This is a genomic window from Pseudomonas sp. Con_6, assembly GCF_059379395.1.
In genome coordinates, this window is the sequence record NZ_CM182011.1 from 4737075 (window position 1) to 4754853 (window position 17779).

The window sequence follows — 17779 nt, forward strand, 5'->3', positions numbered from 1 at the left end:
TTATCTATGCAAAACATTCTTGCCGACGTCGCGGTCAGCGTTTCTGAACTGAAGAAGAACCCTTCCGGGGTTCTGGCGGGCGCAGAAGGAATGCCGGTTGCGGTACTCGATCACAACCGGGTGATGGGCTATATGGTTCCCGCAGAATTGTACGAGGCCATTATGGAGCGTCTGGAAGACATGGAACTGGTCGAAACTGCAAAGTCTCGTGCCAATGAGGTATCCATCCCGGTGGGGCTGGATGACCTGTAAGCTCGCGATATCAGCGGGCAAGCGCTGACCGCAGCTTTATTGCTGATCCAGCACCTTCGCCAGCACCGCCCCCAGCTCCTTCACCATCGGTTCCGCCGTCCCCCGGTGCACCACCACGATCTCGTAGCTGTCCACCACCGGCAATCCATCCCCCTCCCCCAACACCCGATGCTCCCCGGTCACCGCCCGCGGCGGCAGCAGGCTGATGCCCATGCCATCGGCCACCGCCGCCTGGATCCCGCTCAGGCTGGAACTGGTGAACGCGATCCGCCAGCGTCGCCCCAGCGCCTCTACAGCATTGATGATCTCGTCGCGGTACAACCCACGGGGTGGAAAGGTCACGAGCGGGATCGGGTCCTGCTCCAGCGCCGGATGCTTCGCACTGTCGATCCAGGCCAGTTCCTCCGACCAGTTGGCCACCCCTTCCCGGCCGTTGCGCCGCTGCTTGAGCAGGACCAGGTCCAGCTCGCCGTTGTCGTAGCTCTGGGCGATATCGCGGCACAGGCCGCTGGTGACCTCCAGCTTGACCTGCGGGTGCTTGCGGTTGAACGCCGACAGCGCATTGGTGGTGCGACCACCGACGAAATCCTCCGGCACCCCCAGGCGCACGGTCATCCCCACCGTCGCCCCGGCCAGCGCTTCGAGCATCTGGTCGTTCAGCGCCAGCATGTGGCGGGCGTAGCCCAGCAGGGTCTGCCCGGCGTCGGTAGGCAGCACCTCGCGGTTGCCGCGCTCCAGCAGGCGATGACCGACCATGTCCTCCAGGCGGCGAACCTTCTGGCTGATGGTGGATTGGGTGGAATGCAGGCGGGAGGCGGCAGTGGTGAAGCTGCCGCAATCGGCGACCACGACGATGGCACGGAGCAGGTCGAGGTCGAACAGGGTTCTAGTGGGTTTCGGAATGGAAGTCATGGGCGGATTTGCGAATCGAATGCGGTACCGCGCTTGTAGCACGGCGATCCACCCAACGACAACAGCGCCTCAGGCCGGGACCTGGCCCGAGAGAAACACCTGCCGGTCGATATCCCGCCGCCGCATCATCGTCGCATTCGGCCGCCCGCCCAGCTGGTTCCACTTCGGAAACTCCGTGGCGGCCCGCTCGAAGTCACCGTTGTTGACATGACGCAGCAGCATCGAGCTACGGAAGCGCGCAAAGCCGAAGTCGAACACCAGCATGACCAGGGCATCCCACTGCCCCGGGTTCACCTGGACCTTGAGCAGGCCGGCCAGCAGCGGTTCGATACGATCGATTTCCTGTTCGAGCTTGGCCTGCGCCTCTTCCTCGGTAATCTCCATGCCATCATGCACATCGCCGTAATGCTGGTAACCGATGAACCAGGTGCCCTGGGGATCCTGGTGGGCCTTGAGGGTCAGTCCGGTACGGCGTTTGATCAGGTCCAGCGAAGACGGGGACAAGCGCATGATCCAGCTCCTTGCATGAAAAAGAGGAACAACGGTGACTCAGGCTAACCCAGACACCATGACGCGCGATAGCACAATGCCCCTGCTCAGAAGCGGATCTTCATCCCGACGTAGCCGGTGCGGCCAGGGGCGGGTTCGTAGTAACGGCCGCCGTTGTCGTTGATGCGCAGGTTGTCGTAGTAGCGACGGTCCGTCAGGTTATCCAGCCCCACGTAGGGCTCCACGTTCTCGGCCCAGCCCTTGAGCTGCATCCCCAGGCGCAGGTTGACCAGCGCGTAGCCGCCGACCCGCGCGGTATTGCCACTGTCGGCGTACTGGCGGTCGAATACCGAGGTGTTGAGCCGTGCGTACCAGTTGTCGCGGCTGTAGCTCAGCTCGCCGAACAGGCTCTGTACCGGGATTCCGGGCAGGCGATTACCGTCGGCATTGTCGAAGCTGCGGTAGCTGTAGTCGTTGAGGCTGTAGGCCGTGGTCAGTTGCCAATGTTCGTCGGGCTGCCAGCGAGCGCTGAGTTCCAGCCCGTCGCGGCGGGTGGAGCCGGCATTGCGGTAGAAGGTCCGGCCATCGACATAAGGCACCAGCTCGTCGCGGGTGTCGATGCGATAAACAACGGCTTCGTAACGCCAGTGGGCCGTCTCGCCCTTGAAGCCGATTTCCTGGTTGAGCGCTTCCGCCGGCTCCAGGCTGCTGTTGAAACCACCACCATTAGGGTTGGCCAGCTCGCTGACCGTGGGAGTCTCGAAGGAGGTCGCGACGCGGGCGTAGACGGTGTGGTACGGGTCCAGGCGATAGCTGAGGCCGACGCTGTAGTTGAGGTCGCGCAGGTTGCGTTTGCCGGAGTCGTCGCCGTCACGCAGGAAATGATCGTCGACACTCAGGCGCACCGTGTCGTGGCGCAGGCCGAGGCTGAGCAGCCAGTTCTCGGTCAGCTCGGTCTGGTTTTCGATGAACAGACCCAGGCTGCGGGCTTCCTCGCGCTGGCGGGACGTCAATGCACCCTTCTCGCCACCGATGACGTTGTTGTTGCGATCACGGTCGTCGCGCAGGGATTCGAGGTCGCCGCCGAAGGTGAGCTTGTGCTTGAGGCCGAACCAGTCGGCGACATGGGTGTAGTTGGCACCGACGCCGCCGAACAGGCGCTCGTAGCTGGTCTGGCCGTTGGCGGCCAGGGGCAGGCGGTTTTCGAAATCCCGTTGCCCGACATAGCTGCGGATCTGGTAGGTGTCTTCGCCCTGCGGCTGGCCATCCCACACCAGCGACAGGCGTTGCTGGGTGATGCGCTCATCCGAGTCGAACGACAGGCTTTGCGGCCGTGCCTGATCGCGATCGGCACGTGCCTGGCCAAGGGTCAATCCGCCCGGGTCTTCCGAGCGGTTGTCCAGCGCATGCATCGTCAGCGCCAGGCGCCCCGTCTCGCCCCACCAGCGCACCTTGCCGGTAAGGTTGTTGGCCTCACTGGTGGCGTGCTGGCGATAGCCCTCCGACTGGGTCGAACTCAGCGCCAGCAGCGCGCCGACATTGCCTTGCGTGCCACTGGCTTCGACGCTCTGCCGGCGAAAGCCGTAGCTGCCGAAGCTGACATCGCCGCCGACGCTCGGCTGCTCGCTCGGCTCCCGGGTATTGATCGCCAATACGCCACCCGCGCCGTTGCCATAGAGCACGGCCGCCGGACCGCGCAGCACTTCGATGCGCTCCACCAGGCCGAGGTCGAAGCCGTCCAGTTCGGTCTGGCCGTCGGGCATGGTCAGTGGCACGCCGTCCACCAGCACGCGAATACCGCGCACACCGAAGCTGGAACGCGAACCGAAGCCGCGAATCGCCGGGCGCAGGCCCTGGGCGGCGTTGTAGCGGCTCTGCACCACCACGCCCGGCACGCTGGATAGCAGGTTGCCGAGGGTCAGCGCCTGTTCGCCTCGGCTGTCGGCGGCGTCGACGACACTGGCGGACAGTGCGGCTTGGGCCCACTCATCACCGGTACGGGTGGCACTGACCACCACCGGCTCGACTTCGACGGGGCTGTCGGCCAGGGCGCCGGTGGAGGTCAGCAGCAATGCGCCGAGGGCTGCGCGGCGCTGTGCGGCGCGTTGCCGTTGGTTGTTTTTCATCAGGGGTGTTCCATCAGGTCCCGGGGGATTGGTCGGACCATACGCAAGAGGTGGGCACAAGGCTAGTAAGCGGGAGTAAGAAGCACGGGGTACTTAGGTGGGTCACTCTTTAGTAGGAACTCGGGGACCGCAAGGCGGCCCCGACAGTACCGACTCAATAGAAATACGCCACCCTGAATTGCAGCGAATTGTCGATCTTCACCCCCTCGCGCACCGAGGTGTCATGCATCACCTGCCCCAGCACCTGCAACTGCTTGCTGACCATGGTCGCCACGGTGAAACCGACGGTGCCGTTGTCGTGGCTGGTCGCCAGGGTCACGCCATCGAGGGTCTCGCGGGCACCCCAGTTGTGGCGATAGCTGATCGCCGCATAGGTCTCGGGGGTGAAGTTGTAGCGCAAGTGGTTGTGCAACTGGAACAGCGTGTCCTTCTTGGCATCAGTAGAGCGCTGCTTTTCATAGAACTCAGCCTCGGCGATCACATCCCAGGTGATCTTGTCGGTCAGGCCCTTGATGTAGCCGGCCTGAAGGTCCACCGCCCAGCGGTTGTTGCTGAGGGCGAAGCCTTCGTTCTTGTCGCTGCCGGTGGGTGCGGTGAAGAACACCGACCAGCCCAGGTGTTCGTTGCGCTCAAGGTCGGCGATGGTCCACAGGGTGCCGCCGAAGGTGATGTCGCCCAGCCCGGAATTCTTCGTGTGCGTGGCACCGATGTCCTGCTGGCCGAAGGGAATGACGATCTGCGGGTCCCAGGTGTACCCGGTGCCGAAGAAATCGGTGAAGTGAATCAGGCGCAGCACGCCGACGGTCATGTCCAGATCGAGATCATCGGCGACCTTCTTGCCGCCCGAGTAGACCTTGTCGCCCCGCGGGTTCTGTTGATAGAGCACGACCACGTCGGTGCCCTTGGGCAGCGCGGTGTAGTCGCCGGGATCAGGCTTGACGTCGGCCAGGGCTGCGAGGGAAACACCGAACAGGGCCAGGCCGGTGGCGAGGGTCGAAGGACGGATGATCTTCATGAGTGAGCTCTCGTTGTTGTTTTTGTTGGCATGCAGAGCCCCGGACGACCCCATTTTCAGGGGTCGCCTGGGTGATTTCGGACAAGTCGGTCTTAGTTGGCGGTGCTGGTCTTCAGTTCGGCCTGAAGGTCATGGGTGCGCTTGACCAGGTACTGGCGGATCAACTCCATGTCCTCGGGCTTGAGGATGTCGGAGAAGTTCGGCATACCGCGGTAGATCAGCGCGCCGCTGACGAAGGCCGGGAAGGCTTCGTGCTTTTCCTTGGTCAGGTAGCGCAGGTCCGGCACCACGCCGCCAGCCACCGCATTCAGGCCATGGCAGCCGGCGCAGAGGCCGTTGAACATGTTTCTCGCCTGCTTCAGTTGATCCGTGCTCGCTGTCAGCGGCAGGTCGACATTGGGGAATACCGGCGCCTGGCGCGGCGGCGGCAATTCACCCTTGGCGCCGAGCTTGAAGGCGATGATCCGCGACTCTGACTGGACCTTGGCCTTGTTGGTCAGAGAGCCCGTGAGCAATGGAAGAATCCCACCCCAGCCTACGGAAAACGCCACGTACTGGTCGTTACCCACGGTGTAGGTGATCGGCCCGGCCATCACGCCGGAGTTGGCGCGGTGCTCCCAGAGTTTCTCGCCCTTGTCGGCGCTGTAGGCCACCACACGGCCATCCGCAGTCCCCTGGAACACCAGGTTGCCCGCAGTGGCCAGGGTCCCGCCGTTGCCAGCGCTGGCATATTCCTGCTTCCAGGCCGGAGCCTGCTTGACCGGGTCCCAGGCGATCAGCTCACCCGTCCAGGCATCGCGGATCTGCTTGAAGGCCTTCGGATCTTCCGGCAGATCCGGTACGTCCAGGCCGAAGTTGAGGACCGATTTGTTGGGGAAGAACATCGGCTCTTTCGCAGCCTTCAGCTCGGCCAGGGTGTGCTGGGCAGGGATGTACACGTAACCCGTGTTCGGGCTGTAGGACATCGGGTGCCAGTTATGGCCACCGAGGAAGCTCGGCTGTACGACCTTGGGCTCCTTGGAGTAGTCCGCAGCACCGGTCAGCACCGGACGGCCAGTCTTCAGGTCGATCTCGCTGGCCCAGTTAACCGGCACGTAGTTCTTCGCTGACAGCAGCTTGCCGTTGGTGCGGTCGAGCACGTAGAAGAAGCCGTTCTTCGGCGCCTGCATCAGCACCTTGCGCACCTGGCCGTCGACCTTGATGTCGGCGAGGATGATGTGCTGGGTCGCGGTGTAGTCCCAGCGGTCCTGCGGCGTGACCTGGTAGTGCCAGACGTACTCGCCGGTGTCCGGGCGCAGGGCCAGGATCGACGAGACGAACAGGTTGTCACCCTTGCCCTGGCTGCGGAACTGGTAGTTCCACGGCGAACCGTTGCCGGTGCCGATGTACAGCAGGTCCAGGTCCGAGTCGTAGGCCATGGAGTCCCAGGCCGTGCCGCCACCGCCCCACTTCACCCAGCCGTCGCCGGTCCAGGTCTTCAGGGCCATGGCCATCGCCGGGTTTTCCGGCGGCAGCTTCGGGTCGCCCGGCACGGTGTAGAAGCGCCAGGCCTGCTTGCCGGTTTCGGCATCGTAGGCGGTGACATAGCCACGCACGCCGAACTCGGCGCCGCCGTTGCCGATCAGCACCTTGCCCTTGACGATGCGTGGCGCGCCGGTGATGGAGTAGCTCTTCTTGCGGTCGATGACCGTGTCCACCGACCAGACTTCCTTGCCGGTGGCCGCGTCGAGGGCGATCAGGCGCCCGTCGAAGCTGCCGACGTAGACCTTGCCCTCCCACACCGCGACACCGCGGTTGACCGGGCCGCAGCAACCCTGGCTGAGGTTTTCCGGCGGAACATGGGGATCGTACTTCCACAGCATCTCGCCGGTCGCCGCGTTCATCGCGTAGACGATGCTGAACGCGCCGGTGGTGTACATCACCCCGTCGACCACGATGGGCGTGGCTTCGGTGCCGCTGTCGATGTCCAGCCGGGTGGTCCAGGCCATGCCGAGCTGGCTGACGTTCTTGTCGTTCACGGCGTCCAGCGGGCTGTAGCGCTGTTCGTCGTAGGTACGACCGTGGCTCATCCAGTTGCCGGGTTCGAGGTTGGCGTTGGTCAGGCGTTTCGCATCGACCTGGGCAGGGTGGCTGCCGTCTGCCGCCGCAGCAGGCAGGGATGACAGCAACAACGGGAGACCCGCCAGCAGAAAGAGGGTTTTCATGTGTTTCGGACTCCAGCGACACATTATTGTTGTTATGCGCCCACGGCACAGGCTGAGGCCGTGGGTCTCGCACTAGGCTTTGTAGGGGTATTAGAAAATCTGCCGCAGGACTGCGCTTGACTGTGACCGCCAACGCAGTTGGCATTTTTCGCCAAGGCTCACACCTGGAAGGCGTGAGCCCGGTAATCGCGGGGGGAAACCTCGAACTGGCGCTTGAACGCCCGGCTGAAATGGGCGACATCGACAAAGCCCCACTTGAAGGCGATCTGGGTGATCGACTGGCTGCGCAGGGTGTGGCTGCACAGGTCGTGGGCCACTTTGGTCAGGCGAGTGCGCAGGATGTAACGCGAGACGCTTTCGCCCTGCTCCTCGAACAGCCGGTAAAGACTGCGCACCGAGGTGTGCAACTGGTCCGCCAGGTACGCCGGCCCCAGATCGATATCCTGCAGGGATTCCTCGATCAGCCGCAGCGCGGTGGCGAACAGGTTGTTGCTTTCCAGCAGATGCCCCTCCCCCTGCGTTTGCCCGGACATCGCCGGCAGCACCAGGGACACCAGCGCGCTCTGGATCGCCTGGCCGTCGTCACCATTGGCCGCGCCGTCGCCGAGCATGCCGATGGATTGCACCAGCGAGCGCACCATGCGGCTGGACACGTTGTTGCGTGACAGCTTGCCGAACAGGTTATCGCCCTTGAACTGGCGGGTGACGATGTCTCGCGAGAGGTGCACGGACACGTTTTCCACCAGGCCCAGGGGCTCGATCTCGAACAGTCGCGCCGAGTCCACCAAAGCTATGTCTTCAGGACCCAGCTCCACCTCCATACCGGCCTGGCGAATACGCTGGCGGCCGCTGCGCTGGTAGATGAGGAAGCAATGGCTGTCGTCGCTGTCGACGCCGATCAGTTCGCGGCTGATCAACCGCGCGTTGGTGCGAATATGGGCGGTGTCCAGGGCACCGATGGTCTGGCTGTGGATCTCGCCGATGAAGTGACGGGTCAGGCTGGAAGGCAGGGTGCTGAAATTGCCGCAGATGCTGCGCAAGGACTGGCACCAGCGTTCGAATCCGACCTGCTCGTTCGCTGACAGGAACATGGCGCCTCCGGGATTATTGTTTTAATTAACATATTATCTAATTTCGGGGAGAGCAAGCCGTTTAACGATACATAAAAATCGTCAAGTGTGAAATTAAAGTATCGGAAACCCCATTGCGGAGTGACGAGAAGCTGCGGGTCTATGTGGGAGTTCACCCAGCCCTGCGGGGCTGGGCGGACTCCCACAGGAATGCTGTGGTCAGCGGATATAGCTACCGCCATTGACGTCCAGCGTCGCACCGTTCAGGGAAACCTGGGACGGACGCAGGGCAAAGGCCACCAACTCGGCGATTTCCGCCGGGCTGGCCATACGCCCGACCGGAATATCGGCAACCGCCGCCGCCTCGCCGTGCTGGGCAACGAACTGCTCGGCCATGTCCGTGCGCACCCAGCCCGGGGCGATGGCGACCGACACGATGCCCTCCCCGGCAACGCTGCGCGCCAAGGACTTGCTCAGGTTGATCAGGGCCGCCTTGCTGGTGCCGTAGGGCAAGGCGTCTGCGGCATAGCCGCGCTGGGCCGCGCGACTGGCCATGGTGATGATGCGACCACCACCCTGGCTGCGGAAATGCAGGACCGCCTCGCGACTCAGGTCGGCGGCGGCGAAGAAGTTGACCTGGAACTCGCGGCGCCAGGCTGCACGCCATTCAGCGGCCGGCGCCTCCAGGGGGATCTCGGTGCGAATGCCGGCATTGTTGATCAACCCATGGATCCGTCCGCCCGACAGCGTCAAGGCGGCCTGCCACAGACGCTCCGGCCCGGCCTCGTCCGCCAGGTCGCCCTGCACGACCCACCCTGCTCCACCGACGCGATCGAGCAGGCGCTGTGCGCCCTGCTCATCCCGGCTGTAATGGATCAGCACCCGTGCGCCCTCGGCGACCAGTTGCTCGACGATCGCGGCACCGATACCACCGGAGGCGCCGGTTACCAGGACTGTCTGCCCATCGAGGGGACGCTTGGAATCAGCCATCTGTACTCACCTTTCTTTCCTGGAAATAGAGAAATGCCGCGTGCCGGATCCAGCACGCGGCATTGCGCAATGCAGCCTTACTTCACTTCGGCGTTGGCTTCGGTCGAGGCCTTGTCGACGAGTTTCTGGATCTCGCCCGTCTCGCGGCGCTGGCTCAGGTAGATATTGAGCACCTGGAGATCGGCGGGCGAAATGTCGCGGCGCACGCCGAACGATACCCCCTGCTTGGCCAGGGCCGGCTTGGGCAGGATCTCCCGGGTCCAGCCCGGGTTGGCCAGGGCGAACAGGTGGTTGGTGTCGCTGGCATCCACCAGCACGTCGGCGCGCTTGGACATCACCGCCAGGCGGGCTTCATCCATGCCTGGCAGGCGCATGATCCTGCCCTTGCTGATCACGGAGGAAATCGCCTTGTCCTGGGCGGTCCCCGACATCACCGCAAAGGTGAGCTCGGGCTTGTCCAGCGCAGAGATATCATCCTTGACGTCGGCCAGCTTGGGGTTGTCCTTGTTCACCAGGAGGGAGACCTGGTAGTCGGTCGCCGGCACGCTGAAGGCCACCGCCAGTGCCCGCTCGGGCGTCTGGTTGAGGGCCATGGCCAGGTCCCATTTGCTGCTTTGCAGCCCGGCCACCAGGTTGTCCCAGTTGGTGTCGACGAACTCCACCTTGACCTTCAGCACGCGCTCGCCGAAGTCCCGGCACAGGTCGACGAAATAGCCGCTGTAGGCACTGGTCTTGGCATCACGCATCACATAAGGCGCCGCGACGGCGGCACCGCAGCGCAGTACCCCGGCGCTCTGCACGTCCTTCCATAACGAGGTGTCGGCTGCCTGCGCAACGGACTGCCCAAGCAGGCCGGCAGAAAGACCGGCACAGACGACGAAAGCCTTCAGGGCTGAAGAGATTGAACGAACCATAGTGGACCTCACTGATATTGATTGTTTTTGGCAGGAAGGTACGGCGCATAGATGCATGCTATTTTGTGTGCATGACTGCACTCAAAATAAAAACTAAGATACGGCCTGTCAACAGGGTTTATTTGGCATTCCGATCGGCAGATATACGAAAGAAAAACAGCATATAAGCGCAAGAAGAAATGGATTTAACTCACCAAAGTTTTCCCATCACACTGGTCGGATCAGTGGGCCGGGCGCGGAATCACCTCCCACAACCATGACCTTCCCGGCCTTGCGAGCCCTGCTTGCCTGCGCCAACGGATCAGAACGCTCCAATAACAATCAACGAGTCTATCCATGTCCAATTCTTCACTCGCACCCGGGCTCAAGCAGCGCCACGTCACCATGTTGTCGATCGCCGGCGTGATCGGCGCCGGCCTGTTCGTCTTCTCCGGGCATGCCATCGCCAAGGCCGGCCCCGCCGTACTCCTGGCCTATGTCTTCACCGGTGCGCTGGTCGTGCTGGTGATGCGCATGCTGGGTGAGATGGCGGTGGCCTCGCCGGACACCGGGTCGTTTTCCACCTACGCCGACCGAGCCATCGGTCCCTGGGCCGGCTTCAGCATCGGCTGGCTGTACTGGTGGTTCTGGGTCCTGGCGATTCCCCTGGAAGCCATCGCCGCCGCAAACATCATCAACGCCTGGGTGCCGGCCGTGGACACCTGGGTCATCGCTTCGTCCCTGATCCTGCTGCTGACCTGCTCGAACTTCTTCAGCGTCGCCCGCTACGGTGAGTTCGAGTTCTGGTTCGGGCTGTTGAAGATCATCGCCATCATTGCCTTCATCGCACTCGCCACCGCCGCGCTCATGGGCCTGCTGCCCGAACGCGAAGTCAGCGGCCTGGGCCGGCTGCTCGCCGAGCATGGCGGCTTTGCGCCGAACGGTGCGGGGGCGATCGTCGGGGCGATGCTCACCACCATGTTCAGTTTCATCGGCGCCGAGGTGGTCACCATCGCCGCGGCCGAATCGAAGAATCCGGCCCGGCAGATCACCCGTGCGACCAACTCGGTGGTGTGGCGCATCTGCGTGTTCTACCTGCTGTCCATCGTGTTGATCCTGTCCATCGTGCCGTGGGACGACCCTCGCCTGCCGCAGGTCGGCTCCTTCCAGCGCGCGCTGGAGCTGATGCAGATCCCCAATGCCAAGCTGATCATCGATGTCGTGGTCCTGCTGGCGGTTGCCAGCTGCATGAACTCGCAGGTCTACACCGGTTCGCGGATGCTCTTTTCCCTGGCCCGTCGCGGCGACGCCCCGCGCTTCCTGCAGCGCGTCAACCGGGCCAAGGTGCCCTTTGCCGCCGTGGCCTGCACCACCGTGCTGGGTGTGGTGGCGACTTTCATCAACTATTTCGCCCCCGAGAACGTGTTCAAGTTCCTGCTCTCGACCTCGGGCGCGGTGGCGTTGCTGGTCTACCTGGTGATCGCGGTTTCCCAGCTCTGCCTGCGCAAGAAGATGCTGGCCGCCGGCGCCACCCTGGAGTTCCGCATGTGGCTGTTCCCGTGGCTGACCTGGATGGTGATCCTGTTCATCGGCGGGGCACTGGTGAGCATGTTCTTCATCCCGGCCTACCGCTCGGAAATCATCGCCACCGGGCTGCTGGCAACCCTGATCATCTGCCTGGGACTGCTGAATTCGCGCAAGGCGCCGCACCCTGCGCTGCACCCGTCCAAGGCGCTGCCGGAATGACCGGCAGGATGCACCTGTACCCGCAACACCTACCGGAGAGTCAAACGTGGTTGAGTATGTAGTGTCCCTCGATAAGCTCGGCGTCCATGATGTGGAGCATGTGGGGGGCAAGAACGCATCCCTGGGCGAGATGATCAGTAACCTCGCGGGCGCCGGCGTATCGGTCCCCGGCGGCTTTGCCACTACGGCTCAGGCGTACCGTGACTTCCTCGAACAGAGCGGCCTGAACGACAAGATCCACGCGGCCCTCGACGCCCTGGACGTGGACGACGTCAACGCCCTGGCCAAGACCGGCGCGCAGATCCGCCAGTGGGTCATGGAAGCCGAATTCCCGGCTCGCCTGGACGCCGAAATCCGCACCGCCTTCGCCGAAATGGCCAACGGCAACGACAACATGGCCGTGGCCGTGCGTTCCTCCGCCACCGCCGAAGACCTGCCGGACGCGTCCTTCGCCGGCCAGCAGGAAACCTTCCTCAATATCCGCGGCGTGGACAACGTGATCCGCGCTGCCAAGGAAGTCTTCGCCTCCCTCTTCAACGACCGCGCCATTTCCTACCGCGTGCACCAGGGCTTCGACCACAAGCTGGTGGCCCTGTCCGCCGGCGTGCAGCGCATGGTGCGTTCGGAAACCGGAACGGCGGGCGTGATGTTCACCCTCGATACCGAATCCGGCTTCCGCGACGTGGTCTTCATCACCGGTGCCTACGGCCTGGGTGAAACCGTCGTACAAGGCGCCGTGAACCCGGACGAGTTCTACGTCCACAAGAACACCCTCGAAGCCGGCCGCCCGGCCATCCTGCGCCGCAACCTGGGCAGCAAGGCGATCAAGATGGTCTACGGCGACGAAGCCAAGGCCGGTCGTTCGGTCAAGACCGTCGATGTCGACCGCGCCGACCGCGCACGCTTCTGCCTGTCCGACGCCGAAGTCAGCGAGCTGGCCAAGCAGGCGATGATCATCGAGAAGCACTACCAGCGTCCGATGGACATCGAGTGGGCAAAAGACGGCGACGACGGCCAGCTGTATATCGTCCAGGCCCGTCCCGAGACCGTGAAGAGCCGTTCCAGCGCCAACGTGATGGAACGCTACCTGCTGAAAGAGAAGGGCACCGTCCTCGTCGAAGGCCGCGCCATCGGCCAGCGCATCGGCGCCGGCAAGGTCCGCGTGATCCACGACGTTTCGGAAATGGACAAGGTCCAGCCAGGCGACGTGCTGGTCTCCGACATGACCGACCCGGACTGGGAACCGGTGATGAAGCGTGCCAGCGCCATCGTCACCAACCGCGGCGGCCGTACCTGCCACGCGGCGATCATCGCCCGTGAGCTGGGTATTCCGGCAGTCGTGGGTTGCGGCAACGCCACCCAGGTCCTGAAAGACGGCCAGGGCGTCACCGTGTCCTGCGCCGAAGGCGACACCGGCTTCATCTTCGAAGGCGAACTGGGCTTCGACGTGCGTCAGAACTCGGTCGACGCCATGCCCGACCTGCCATTCAAGATCATGATGAACGTCGGCAACCCGGACCGCGCCTTCGACTTCGCCCAGCTGCCGAACGCCGGCGTGGGCCTGGCCCGCCTGGAATTCATCATCAACCGCATGATCGGCGTGCACCCGAAGGCACTGCTGAACTACGCGGGCCTGCCGCAAGACCTGAAGGACAGCGTCGACAAGCGTATCGCCGGCTACAACGATCCGGTCGACTTCTATGTCGAGAAGCTGGTCGAGGGCATCAGCACCCTGGCCGCGGCCTTCTGGCCGAAAAAGGTCATCGTGCGTCTGTCGGACTTCAAGTCCAACGAATACGCCAACCTGATCGGCGGCAAGCTGTACGAGCCGGAAGAAGAGAACCCGATGCTGGGCTTCCGCGGTGCGTCGCGCTACATCAGCGAGTCGTTCCGTGACTGCTTCGAGCTGGAATGCCGCGCGCTGAAGCGTGTGCGCAACGAGATGGGCCTGACCAACGTCGAGATCATGGTGCCGTTCGTGCGTACCCTGGGCGAAGCCAGCCAGGTGGTCGACCTGCTGGCCGAGAACGGCCTGGGCCGTGGCGTCAACGGTCTGCGCGTGATCATGATGTGCGAACTGCCGTCCAACGCCATCCTGGCGGACGAGTTCCTGGAGTACTTCGACGGCTTCTCCATCGGCTCCAACGACCTGACCCAGCTGACCCTGGGCTTGGACCGCGACTCGGGGATCATCGCGCACTTGTTCGACGAGCGTAATCCTGCGGTGAAGAAGCTGCTGGCCAACGCCATCCAGGCGTGCAACAAGGCGGGCAAGTACATTGGTATCTGCGGCCAGGGTCCTTCGGACCATCCGGACCTGGCCAGGTGGCTGATGGAGCAAGGGATCGACAGTGTGTCGCTGAATCCGGACTCGGTGATCGAGACCTGGTTGTTCCTGGCTGAAGGACTCTAATCGAAAGAGCGTCGCAATTTGCCTGCGAAGGACCGCACAGCGGTCCTTCGCAGTGGTTCGTCACACGACAAGCCTCCTAAGTCCGGAACCGCCGCACCAACAGATCCAGCTCCCCCGACAGCACCGCCAGGCTCCGCGAATCCTCCTGCGCCGACGCCGCCAACCCCGCCACCAACTGCGCATCCCCATGAATCTGCCCGATATGCCGATGAATCTCCTCGGCCACCTGGTGCTGCTCTTCCGCAGCCGTGGCGATCTGCGTATTCATGTCGCGGATTACGTCGACCGACTCACGGATCTGCCCGAAACGCTCGCTCGCCTTGCCGATACGCCCCACCGACTCGCTGGAAACCTCAAGGCTGGCATGCATCTGCCCGGCCACCTGTGCCGTGCGGCTGGCCAGGTTGCCCAGCAAACCGTCGATTTCCGCCGTGGAATCGGCCGTGCGCTTGGCCAGCGCCCGCACTTCATCGGCCACCACCGCAAACCCGCGCCCCTGCTCACCCGCCCTCGCCGCCTCGATCGCCGCATTCAACGCCAGCAGATTGGTCTGCTCGGCAATCGAGCGGATGGTGCCGAGGATGGACTGGATGTCGTTGCTGTCGCGCTCCAGTTGCTGGATCGCCTGCGCCGACTGCTCGATCTCCTGGCTCAGGCGCAGGACGCTGTGCACCGCGGCATCGATCTCCTCCTGGCCCTCCCGTGCCTGTTGCTGGCCACTGTCCGCCGACTGCGCCGCCTGGCTGCAGGAGCGCGCTACCTCGTTGGCGGTGGCGACCATCTCGTGGAACGCGGTGGAGACCATGTCCACCGCTTCCCGCTGGCGGTTGGCGGCATCGGCCATGTCACCGGAAACCCGGGTACTGCTGGCCGAGGTGGTGAGGATTCGCCCGGCAGCACCAGCGATGCCCTGGATCAGGCTGCGGATCGCCTCAAGGAACTGGTTGAACCAGCTCGCCAGCTGCGCGGTTTCGTCACGGCCGCGGATACTCAGGCTGCGGGTCAGGTCGCCCTGCCCCTGGGCGATGTCTTCCAGGCCGCTGGAAACGCTGTTGATGGGCCGCACGATCAGCGTCGCAAAGGCAGCGCCTGCCACCGCGAAAATACCCGCGAGAACCAGCGCGATACCAACGATCAGCCAGGTCAGGCGGGTCGTCGCCTGCATCACCTCGTCTTGCGCAACCAGCCCGATGAAGGTCCAGCCCAGCCGCGGGTCGGGCTGCACGTTGGCCATGAACGGCTTGCCGTCGAGCATCACCTCGACCAGCCCCTCCCCGGCACTGGCCAGCTCGGCATAGCCCTGGCCGAACCCCTGCAACGGCTTGAAGTTATGCTCGGGATTGCGAGGGTCGACCATCACGTTGCCGCTTTTCTCCACCAACATCAGGTACCCGCTTTCGCCCAGGGTGATCTGCTTGATGATGCTGGTCAGCCCCTTGAGCGAGACGTCGATATTGATGACCCCGCCCATGCTGCCCAACTGGTTGCTGACCGTACGCACGGTGCTGACCAGCACGGCGTCGTCACCTGCCCAGTAATAAGGCGCCGTGCGCACCGTCTTGCCGGGATTGGCCATGGCCAGCTGGTACCAGGGGCGCTGGCGCGGATCGTAGTTGGACAGCACCTGCCCGGGTGGCCAGCTCACATGCCCGCCATCAGCGACACCATAGGACACGTAGGCATAGTCGGGATGGGAGCGGCCCAGGCGGTCGACCATGTCCATCACACGCTGGTCCTGCTCGCCCAGGGGGACACTTTCGGTATGGGCCGCCTGGTACTTGTTGAGGTTGGTCCCGGTCGTCGTCACCTCGGGCTGCAAGGCCAGCCCTTCGACGTTTTGCGTGATGCCCTGGAAAAACAGGTTCATCGCATTGCCGACCTGCTGGATCTCCCGGCTGCTGCTGTCAAGGAAGTGCTCCCTGGCCTCGTCCCGCAAGCTGAGGATGACCAGGACGCTGACCAGGGCGATGGGTAAGCCTGCAATCACAGCAAAGGCACACGTGAGTTTATGCTTGATATTCATCGATGCTCTCTGGGTTCTTGTTGTGGCCGGCAGAAAAGAAAAAGGCCGCCAGTGTGTGAGCGGCCAGGTCTGGAGCCGGAGCTTTCGACAAAGAGGAGGAGCCCGCCGCCCGAGGCGACAGCGGGCCGGGGTGAATCGATCAGCCCAGTACCGAGCCGATCACTTCATCGAGGATGGCGATGCCCGCCTCGACCTGCGCCGCCGAGACCACGCATGGCGGCACCACGTGGATGCGGTTCTCGGCGATGAAAGGCAGCAGGCCGCGTTCCATCAGCTTCGCCTTGATCTGCTGCATCTTGTCCGCAGCCAGCGGTGCGCGGGTGACCTGGTCGCTGACCAGCTCCAGTGCCCAGAACACGCCAGCACCGCGGACTTCGCCGATCGCCGGATGGCGCTGCTGCAACTCGCGCAGGCGCGGGCCGATCTGGGTGTTGCCGATATCCAGGGCGTTCTCGACCACGCCTTCCTTGCGCATCGCGTCGATGGCCGCGACGATCGACGCCATCGCCAGCGGATGCCCGGAATAGGTCAGGCCGCCGGGGAAGTAGCGGGTGTCGAAGTACGCGCAGATCTGCTCGGAAATGATCACGCCACCGACCGGTACATACCCGGAGTTGACGCCCTTGGCGAAGGTGATCAGGTCGGGCACCACACCGTAGTGCTCCAGGGCGAACCACTTGCCGGTACGACCGAAGCCGGACATCACTTCGTCGAGGATCAGCAGGATGCCGAACTCGGTGGCCAGCTCGCGCACGCCCTGCATGTAGGCGGCCGACGGCATCAGGATGCCGGCAGTACCCGGCAGGCTTTCCAGGAGGATGGCGGCGATGGAGGCCGAACCTTCGGCCTCGATGACGCGACGCAGGTGGCGCAGCGCGCGCTCGGTTTCCTCGGCCTCGGTCTGCGCACTGAACTCGCTGCGGTACAGGTAAGGAGTGAAGAAATGCACGTGACCACGGGCATATTCGTTCGGCACGCGACGCGGATCGCCGGTGGCGACGATCGCCGCGCCGGTGTTGCCGTGGTAGGAGCGGTAGGCCGACAGCACCTTGTCGCGACCGGTGAACAGACGGGCCATGCGGATGGCGTTTTCGTTGGCGTCAGCGCCGCCGTTGGTGAAGAAGACCTTCCTGAAGCCCGCGGGTGCCTGCTCGATGATGCGCTTGGCGGCTTCGCCACGCATCAGGTTGGCGGTGGCCGGGGCCACGGTGGCCAGGGTGGCGGCCTGTTCCTGGATGGCCGCGATCACGGCGGGATGCTGGTGCCCCAGGTTGGTGTTGACCAGTTGGCTGGAGAAGTCCAGGTAGCGCTTGCCTTCGTAGTCCCAGACCTCGCAGCCCTCCCCGCCAGCGATCACCAGGGGATTGAGCGCGCCTTGGACGGACCACGAGTGGAACACGTAGTCGCGATCAAGGCCTTTAACGTATTCGTTGCTGATTGGCATGGTGTAACGACCTCTTCGGTTGAATCGGATGAACAGGGACAAAGAAATGCCGCCAGCGTGGTGGCGGCGAGGTCTCCAGCCTGAGCCTTTGACAAAGTCGGTGAGAGTGAACCCGGCAGGTCCCGGGTTTTCCGTAGAAGCTCTACGGGTGCGGGCAACAGCGCCATCGGCGTTTCTCCGTCAGAACAGTCGACGGCGCTAT

13 protein-coding genes and 1 pseudogene are annotated in these 17779 nt (G+C 63.7%); 3 read left to right on the forward strand and 11 right to left on the reverse strand.

The genetic code is table 11. The annotated features are described in order from the left end of the window. Nucleotides 1-6 precede the first annotated feature (6 nt). Nucleotides 7-252, forward strand: a complete 246-nt coding sequence (locus AC5QPF_RS21025; RefSeq protein WP_494959719.1) for a type II toxin-antitoxin system Phd/YefM family antitoxin — start codon at nt 7-9, stop codon at nt 250-252. 36 nt (nt 253-288) lie between these two features. On the opposite strand, the gene AC5QPF_RS21030 is transcribed toward AC5QPF_RS21025, so the two are convergent. The 8 genes from AC5QPF_RS21030 to AC5QPF_RS21065 form a co-directional block, all read right to left on the reverse strand. Further along, nucleotides 289-1164, reverse strand: coding sequence for a LysR substrate-binding domain-containing protein (locus tag AC5QPF_RS21030; RefSeq protein WP_494959720.1), 876 nt, complete (start codon nt 1162-1164; stop codon nt 289-291). A 69-nt stretch (nt 1165-1233) separates the two neighbouring features. Continuing rightward, the gene (locus tag AC5QPF_RS21035) at nt 1234-1674 is read right to left on the reverse strand and encodes a glycoside hydrolase family protein (protein WP_494959721.1); all 441 of its coding nucleotides are present in this window, start codon (nt 1672-1674) and stop codon (nt 1234-1236) included. An 86-nt stretch (nt 1675-1760) separates the two neighbouring features. Beyond that, a complete protein-coding gene (locus tag AC5QPF_RS21040) occupies nt 1761-3779 on the reverse strand; it encodes a TonB-dependent siderophore receptor (protein WP_494959722.1) in 2019 nt (672 codons plus the stop codon). Nucleotides 3780-3933: 154 nt separating this feature from the next. Then, nucleotides 3934-4794, reverse strand: coding sequence for a transporter (locus AC5QPF_RS21045; protein WP_494959723.1), 861 nt, complete (start codon nt 4792-4794; stop codon nt 3934-3936). 92 nt (nt 4795-4886) lie between these two features. Continuing rightward, entirely contained in the window at nt 4887-6998 is a 2112-nt protein-coding gene (locus AC5QPF_RS21050) for a PQQ-dependent dehydrogenase, methanol/ethanol family (RefSeq protein ID WP_494959724.1), read from the reverse strand. A gap of 158 nt (nt 6999-7156) precedes the next feature. Then, nucleotides 7157-8089, reverse strand: coding sequence for a transcriptional regulator FeaR (gene feaR, locus AC5QPF_RS21055; protein WP_494959725.1), 933 nt, complete (start codon nt 8087-8089; stop codon nt 7157-7159). Nucleotides 8090-8287: 198 nt separating this feature from the next. Continuing rightward, a complete protein-coding gene (locus AC5QPF_RS21060; protein WP_494959726.1) occupies nt 8288-9058 on the reverse strand; it encodes an SDR family oxidoreductase in 771 nt (256 codons plus the stop codon). A gap of 77 nt (nt 9059-9135) precedes the next feature. Continuing rightward, nucleotides 9136-9972, reverse strand: a complete 837-nt coding sequence (locus AC5QPF_RS21065) for a transporter substrate-binding domain-containing protein (RefSeq protein ID WP_494959727.1) — start codon at nt 9970-9972, stop codon at nt 9136-9138. Nucleotides 9973-10308: 336 nt separating this feature from the next. Between AC5QPF_RS21065 and gabP the strand changes: the two genes are divergently transcribed. Continuing rightward, on the forward strand, nt 10309-11697 hold the full coding sequence (gabP, locus tag AC5QPF_RS21070) for a GABA permease (RefSeq protein WP_494959728.1): 1389 nt from the start codon (nt 10309-10311) through the stop codon (nt 11695-11697). Between the two features lie 46 nt (nt 11698-11743). Continuing rightward, on the forward strand, nt 11744-14110 hold the full coding sequence (gene ppsA / locus AC5QPF_RS21075; protein ID WP_494959729.1) for a phosphoenolpyruvate synthase: 2367 nt from the start codon (nt 11744-11746) through the stop codon (nt 14108-14110). 76 nt (nt 14111-14186) lie between these two features. Here ppsA and AC5QPF_RS21080 read toward each other — a convergent pair whose 3' ends face one another. The 3 genes and pseudogenes from AC5QPF_RS21080 to AC5QPF_RS21090 all read right to left on the reverse strand — a co-directional run bounded on the left by AC5QPF_RS21080 (nt 14187) and on the right by AC5QPF_RS21090 (nt 17577). Continuing rightward, nucleotides 14187-14954 carry a methyl-accepting chemotaxis protein gene (locus AC5QPF_RS21080; protein ID WP_494964223.1) on the reverse strand — a complete coding sequence of 256 codons (768 nt, stop codon included), beginning with the start codon at nt 14952-14954 and terminating at the stop codon, nt 14187-14189. Between the two features lie 138 nt (nt 14955-15092). Next, nucleotides 15093-16133, reverse strand: a pseudogene (locus tag AC5QPF_RS21085) (cache domain-containing protein); the annotation flags it as partial. Nucleotides 16134-16272: 139 nt separating this feature from the next. Then, the gene (locus AC5QPF_RS21090; protein WP_494959730.1) at nt 16273-17577 is read right to left on the reverse strand and encodes an aminotransferase class III-fold pyridoxal phosphate-dependent enzyme; all 1305 of its coding nucleotides are present in this window, start codon (nt 17575-17577) and stop codon (nt 16273-16275) included. Between the last annotated feature and the right edge of the window lie 202 nt (nt 17578-17779).

Coding starts and splice junctions, on each gene's coding strand:
- AC5QPF_RS21025 (WP_494959719.1), top strand. CDS start 7: ATGCAAAACATTCTTGCCGACGTCGCGGTCAGCGTTTCTGAACTGAAG.
- AC5QPF_RS21050 (WP_494959724.1), bottom strand. CDS start 6,998: ATGAAAACCCTCTTTCTGCTGGCGGGTCTCCCGTTGTTGCTGTCATCC.
- feaR (WP_494959725.1), bottom strand. CDS start 8,089: ATGTTCCTGTCAGCGAACGAGCAGGTCGGATTCGAACGCTGGTGCCAG.
- AC5QPF_RS21030 (WP_494959720.1), bottom strand. CDS start 1,164: ATGACTTCCATTCCGAAACCCACTAGAACCCTGTTCGACCTCGACCTG.
- AC5QPF_RS21065 (WP_494959727.1), bottom strand. CDS start 9,972: ATGGTTCGTTCAATCTCTTCAGCCCTGAAGGCTTTCGTCGTCTGTGCC.
- AC5QPF_RS21040 (WP_494959722.1), bottom strand. CDS start 3,779: ATGAAAAACAACCAACGGCAACGCGCCGCACAGCGCCGCGCAGCCCTC.
- AC5QPF_RS21080 (WP_494964223.1), bottom strand. CDS start 14,954: ATGGCCGATGCCGCCAACCGCCAGCGGGAAGCGGTGGACATGGTCTCC.
- AC5QPF_RS21090 (WP_494959730.1), bottom strand. CDS start 17,577: ATGCCAATCAGCAACGAATACGTTAAAGGCCTTGATCGCGACTACGTG.
- AC5QPF_RS21060 (WP_494959726.1), bottom strand. CDS start 9,058: ATGGCTGATTCCAAGCGTCCCCTCGATGGGCAGACAGTCCTGGTAACC.
- AC5QPF_RS21045 (WP_494959723.1), bottom strand. CDS start 4,794: ATGAAGATCATCCGTCCTTCGACCCTCGCCACCGGCCTGGCCCTGTTC.
- AC5QPF_RS21035 (WP_494959721.1), bottom strand. CDS start 1,674: ATGCGCTTGTCCCCGTCTTCGCTGGACCTGATCAAACGCCGTACCGGA.
- gabP (WP_494959728.1), top strand. CDS start 10,309: ATGTCCAATTCTTCACTCGCACCCGGGCTCAAGCAGCGCCACGTCACC.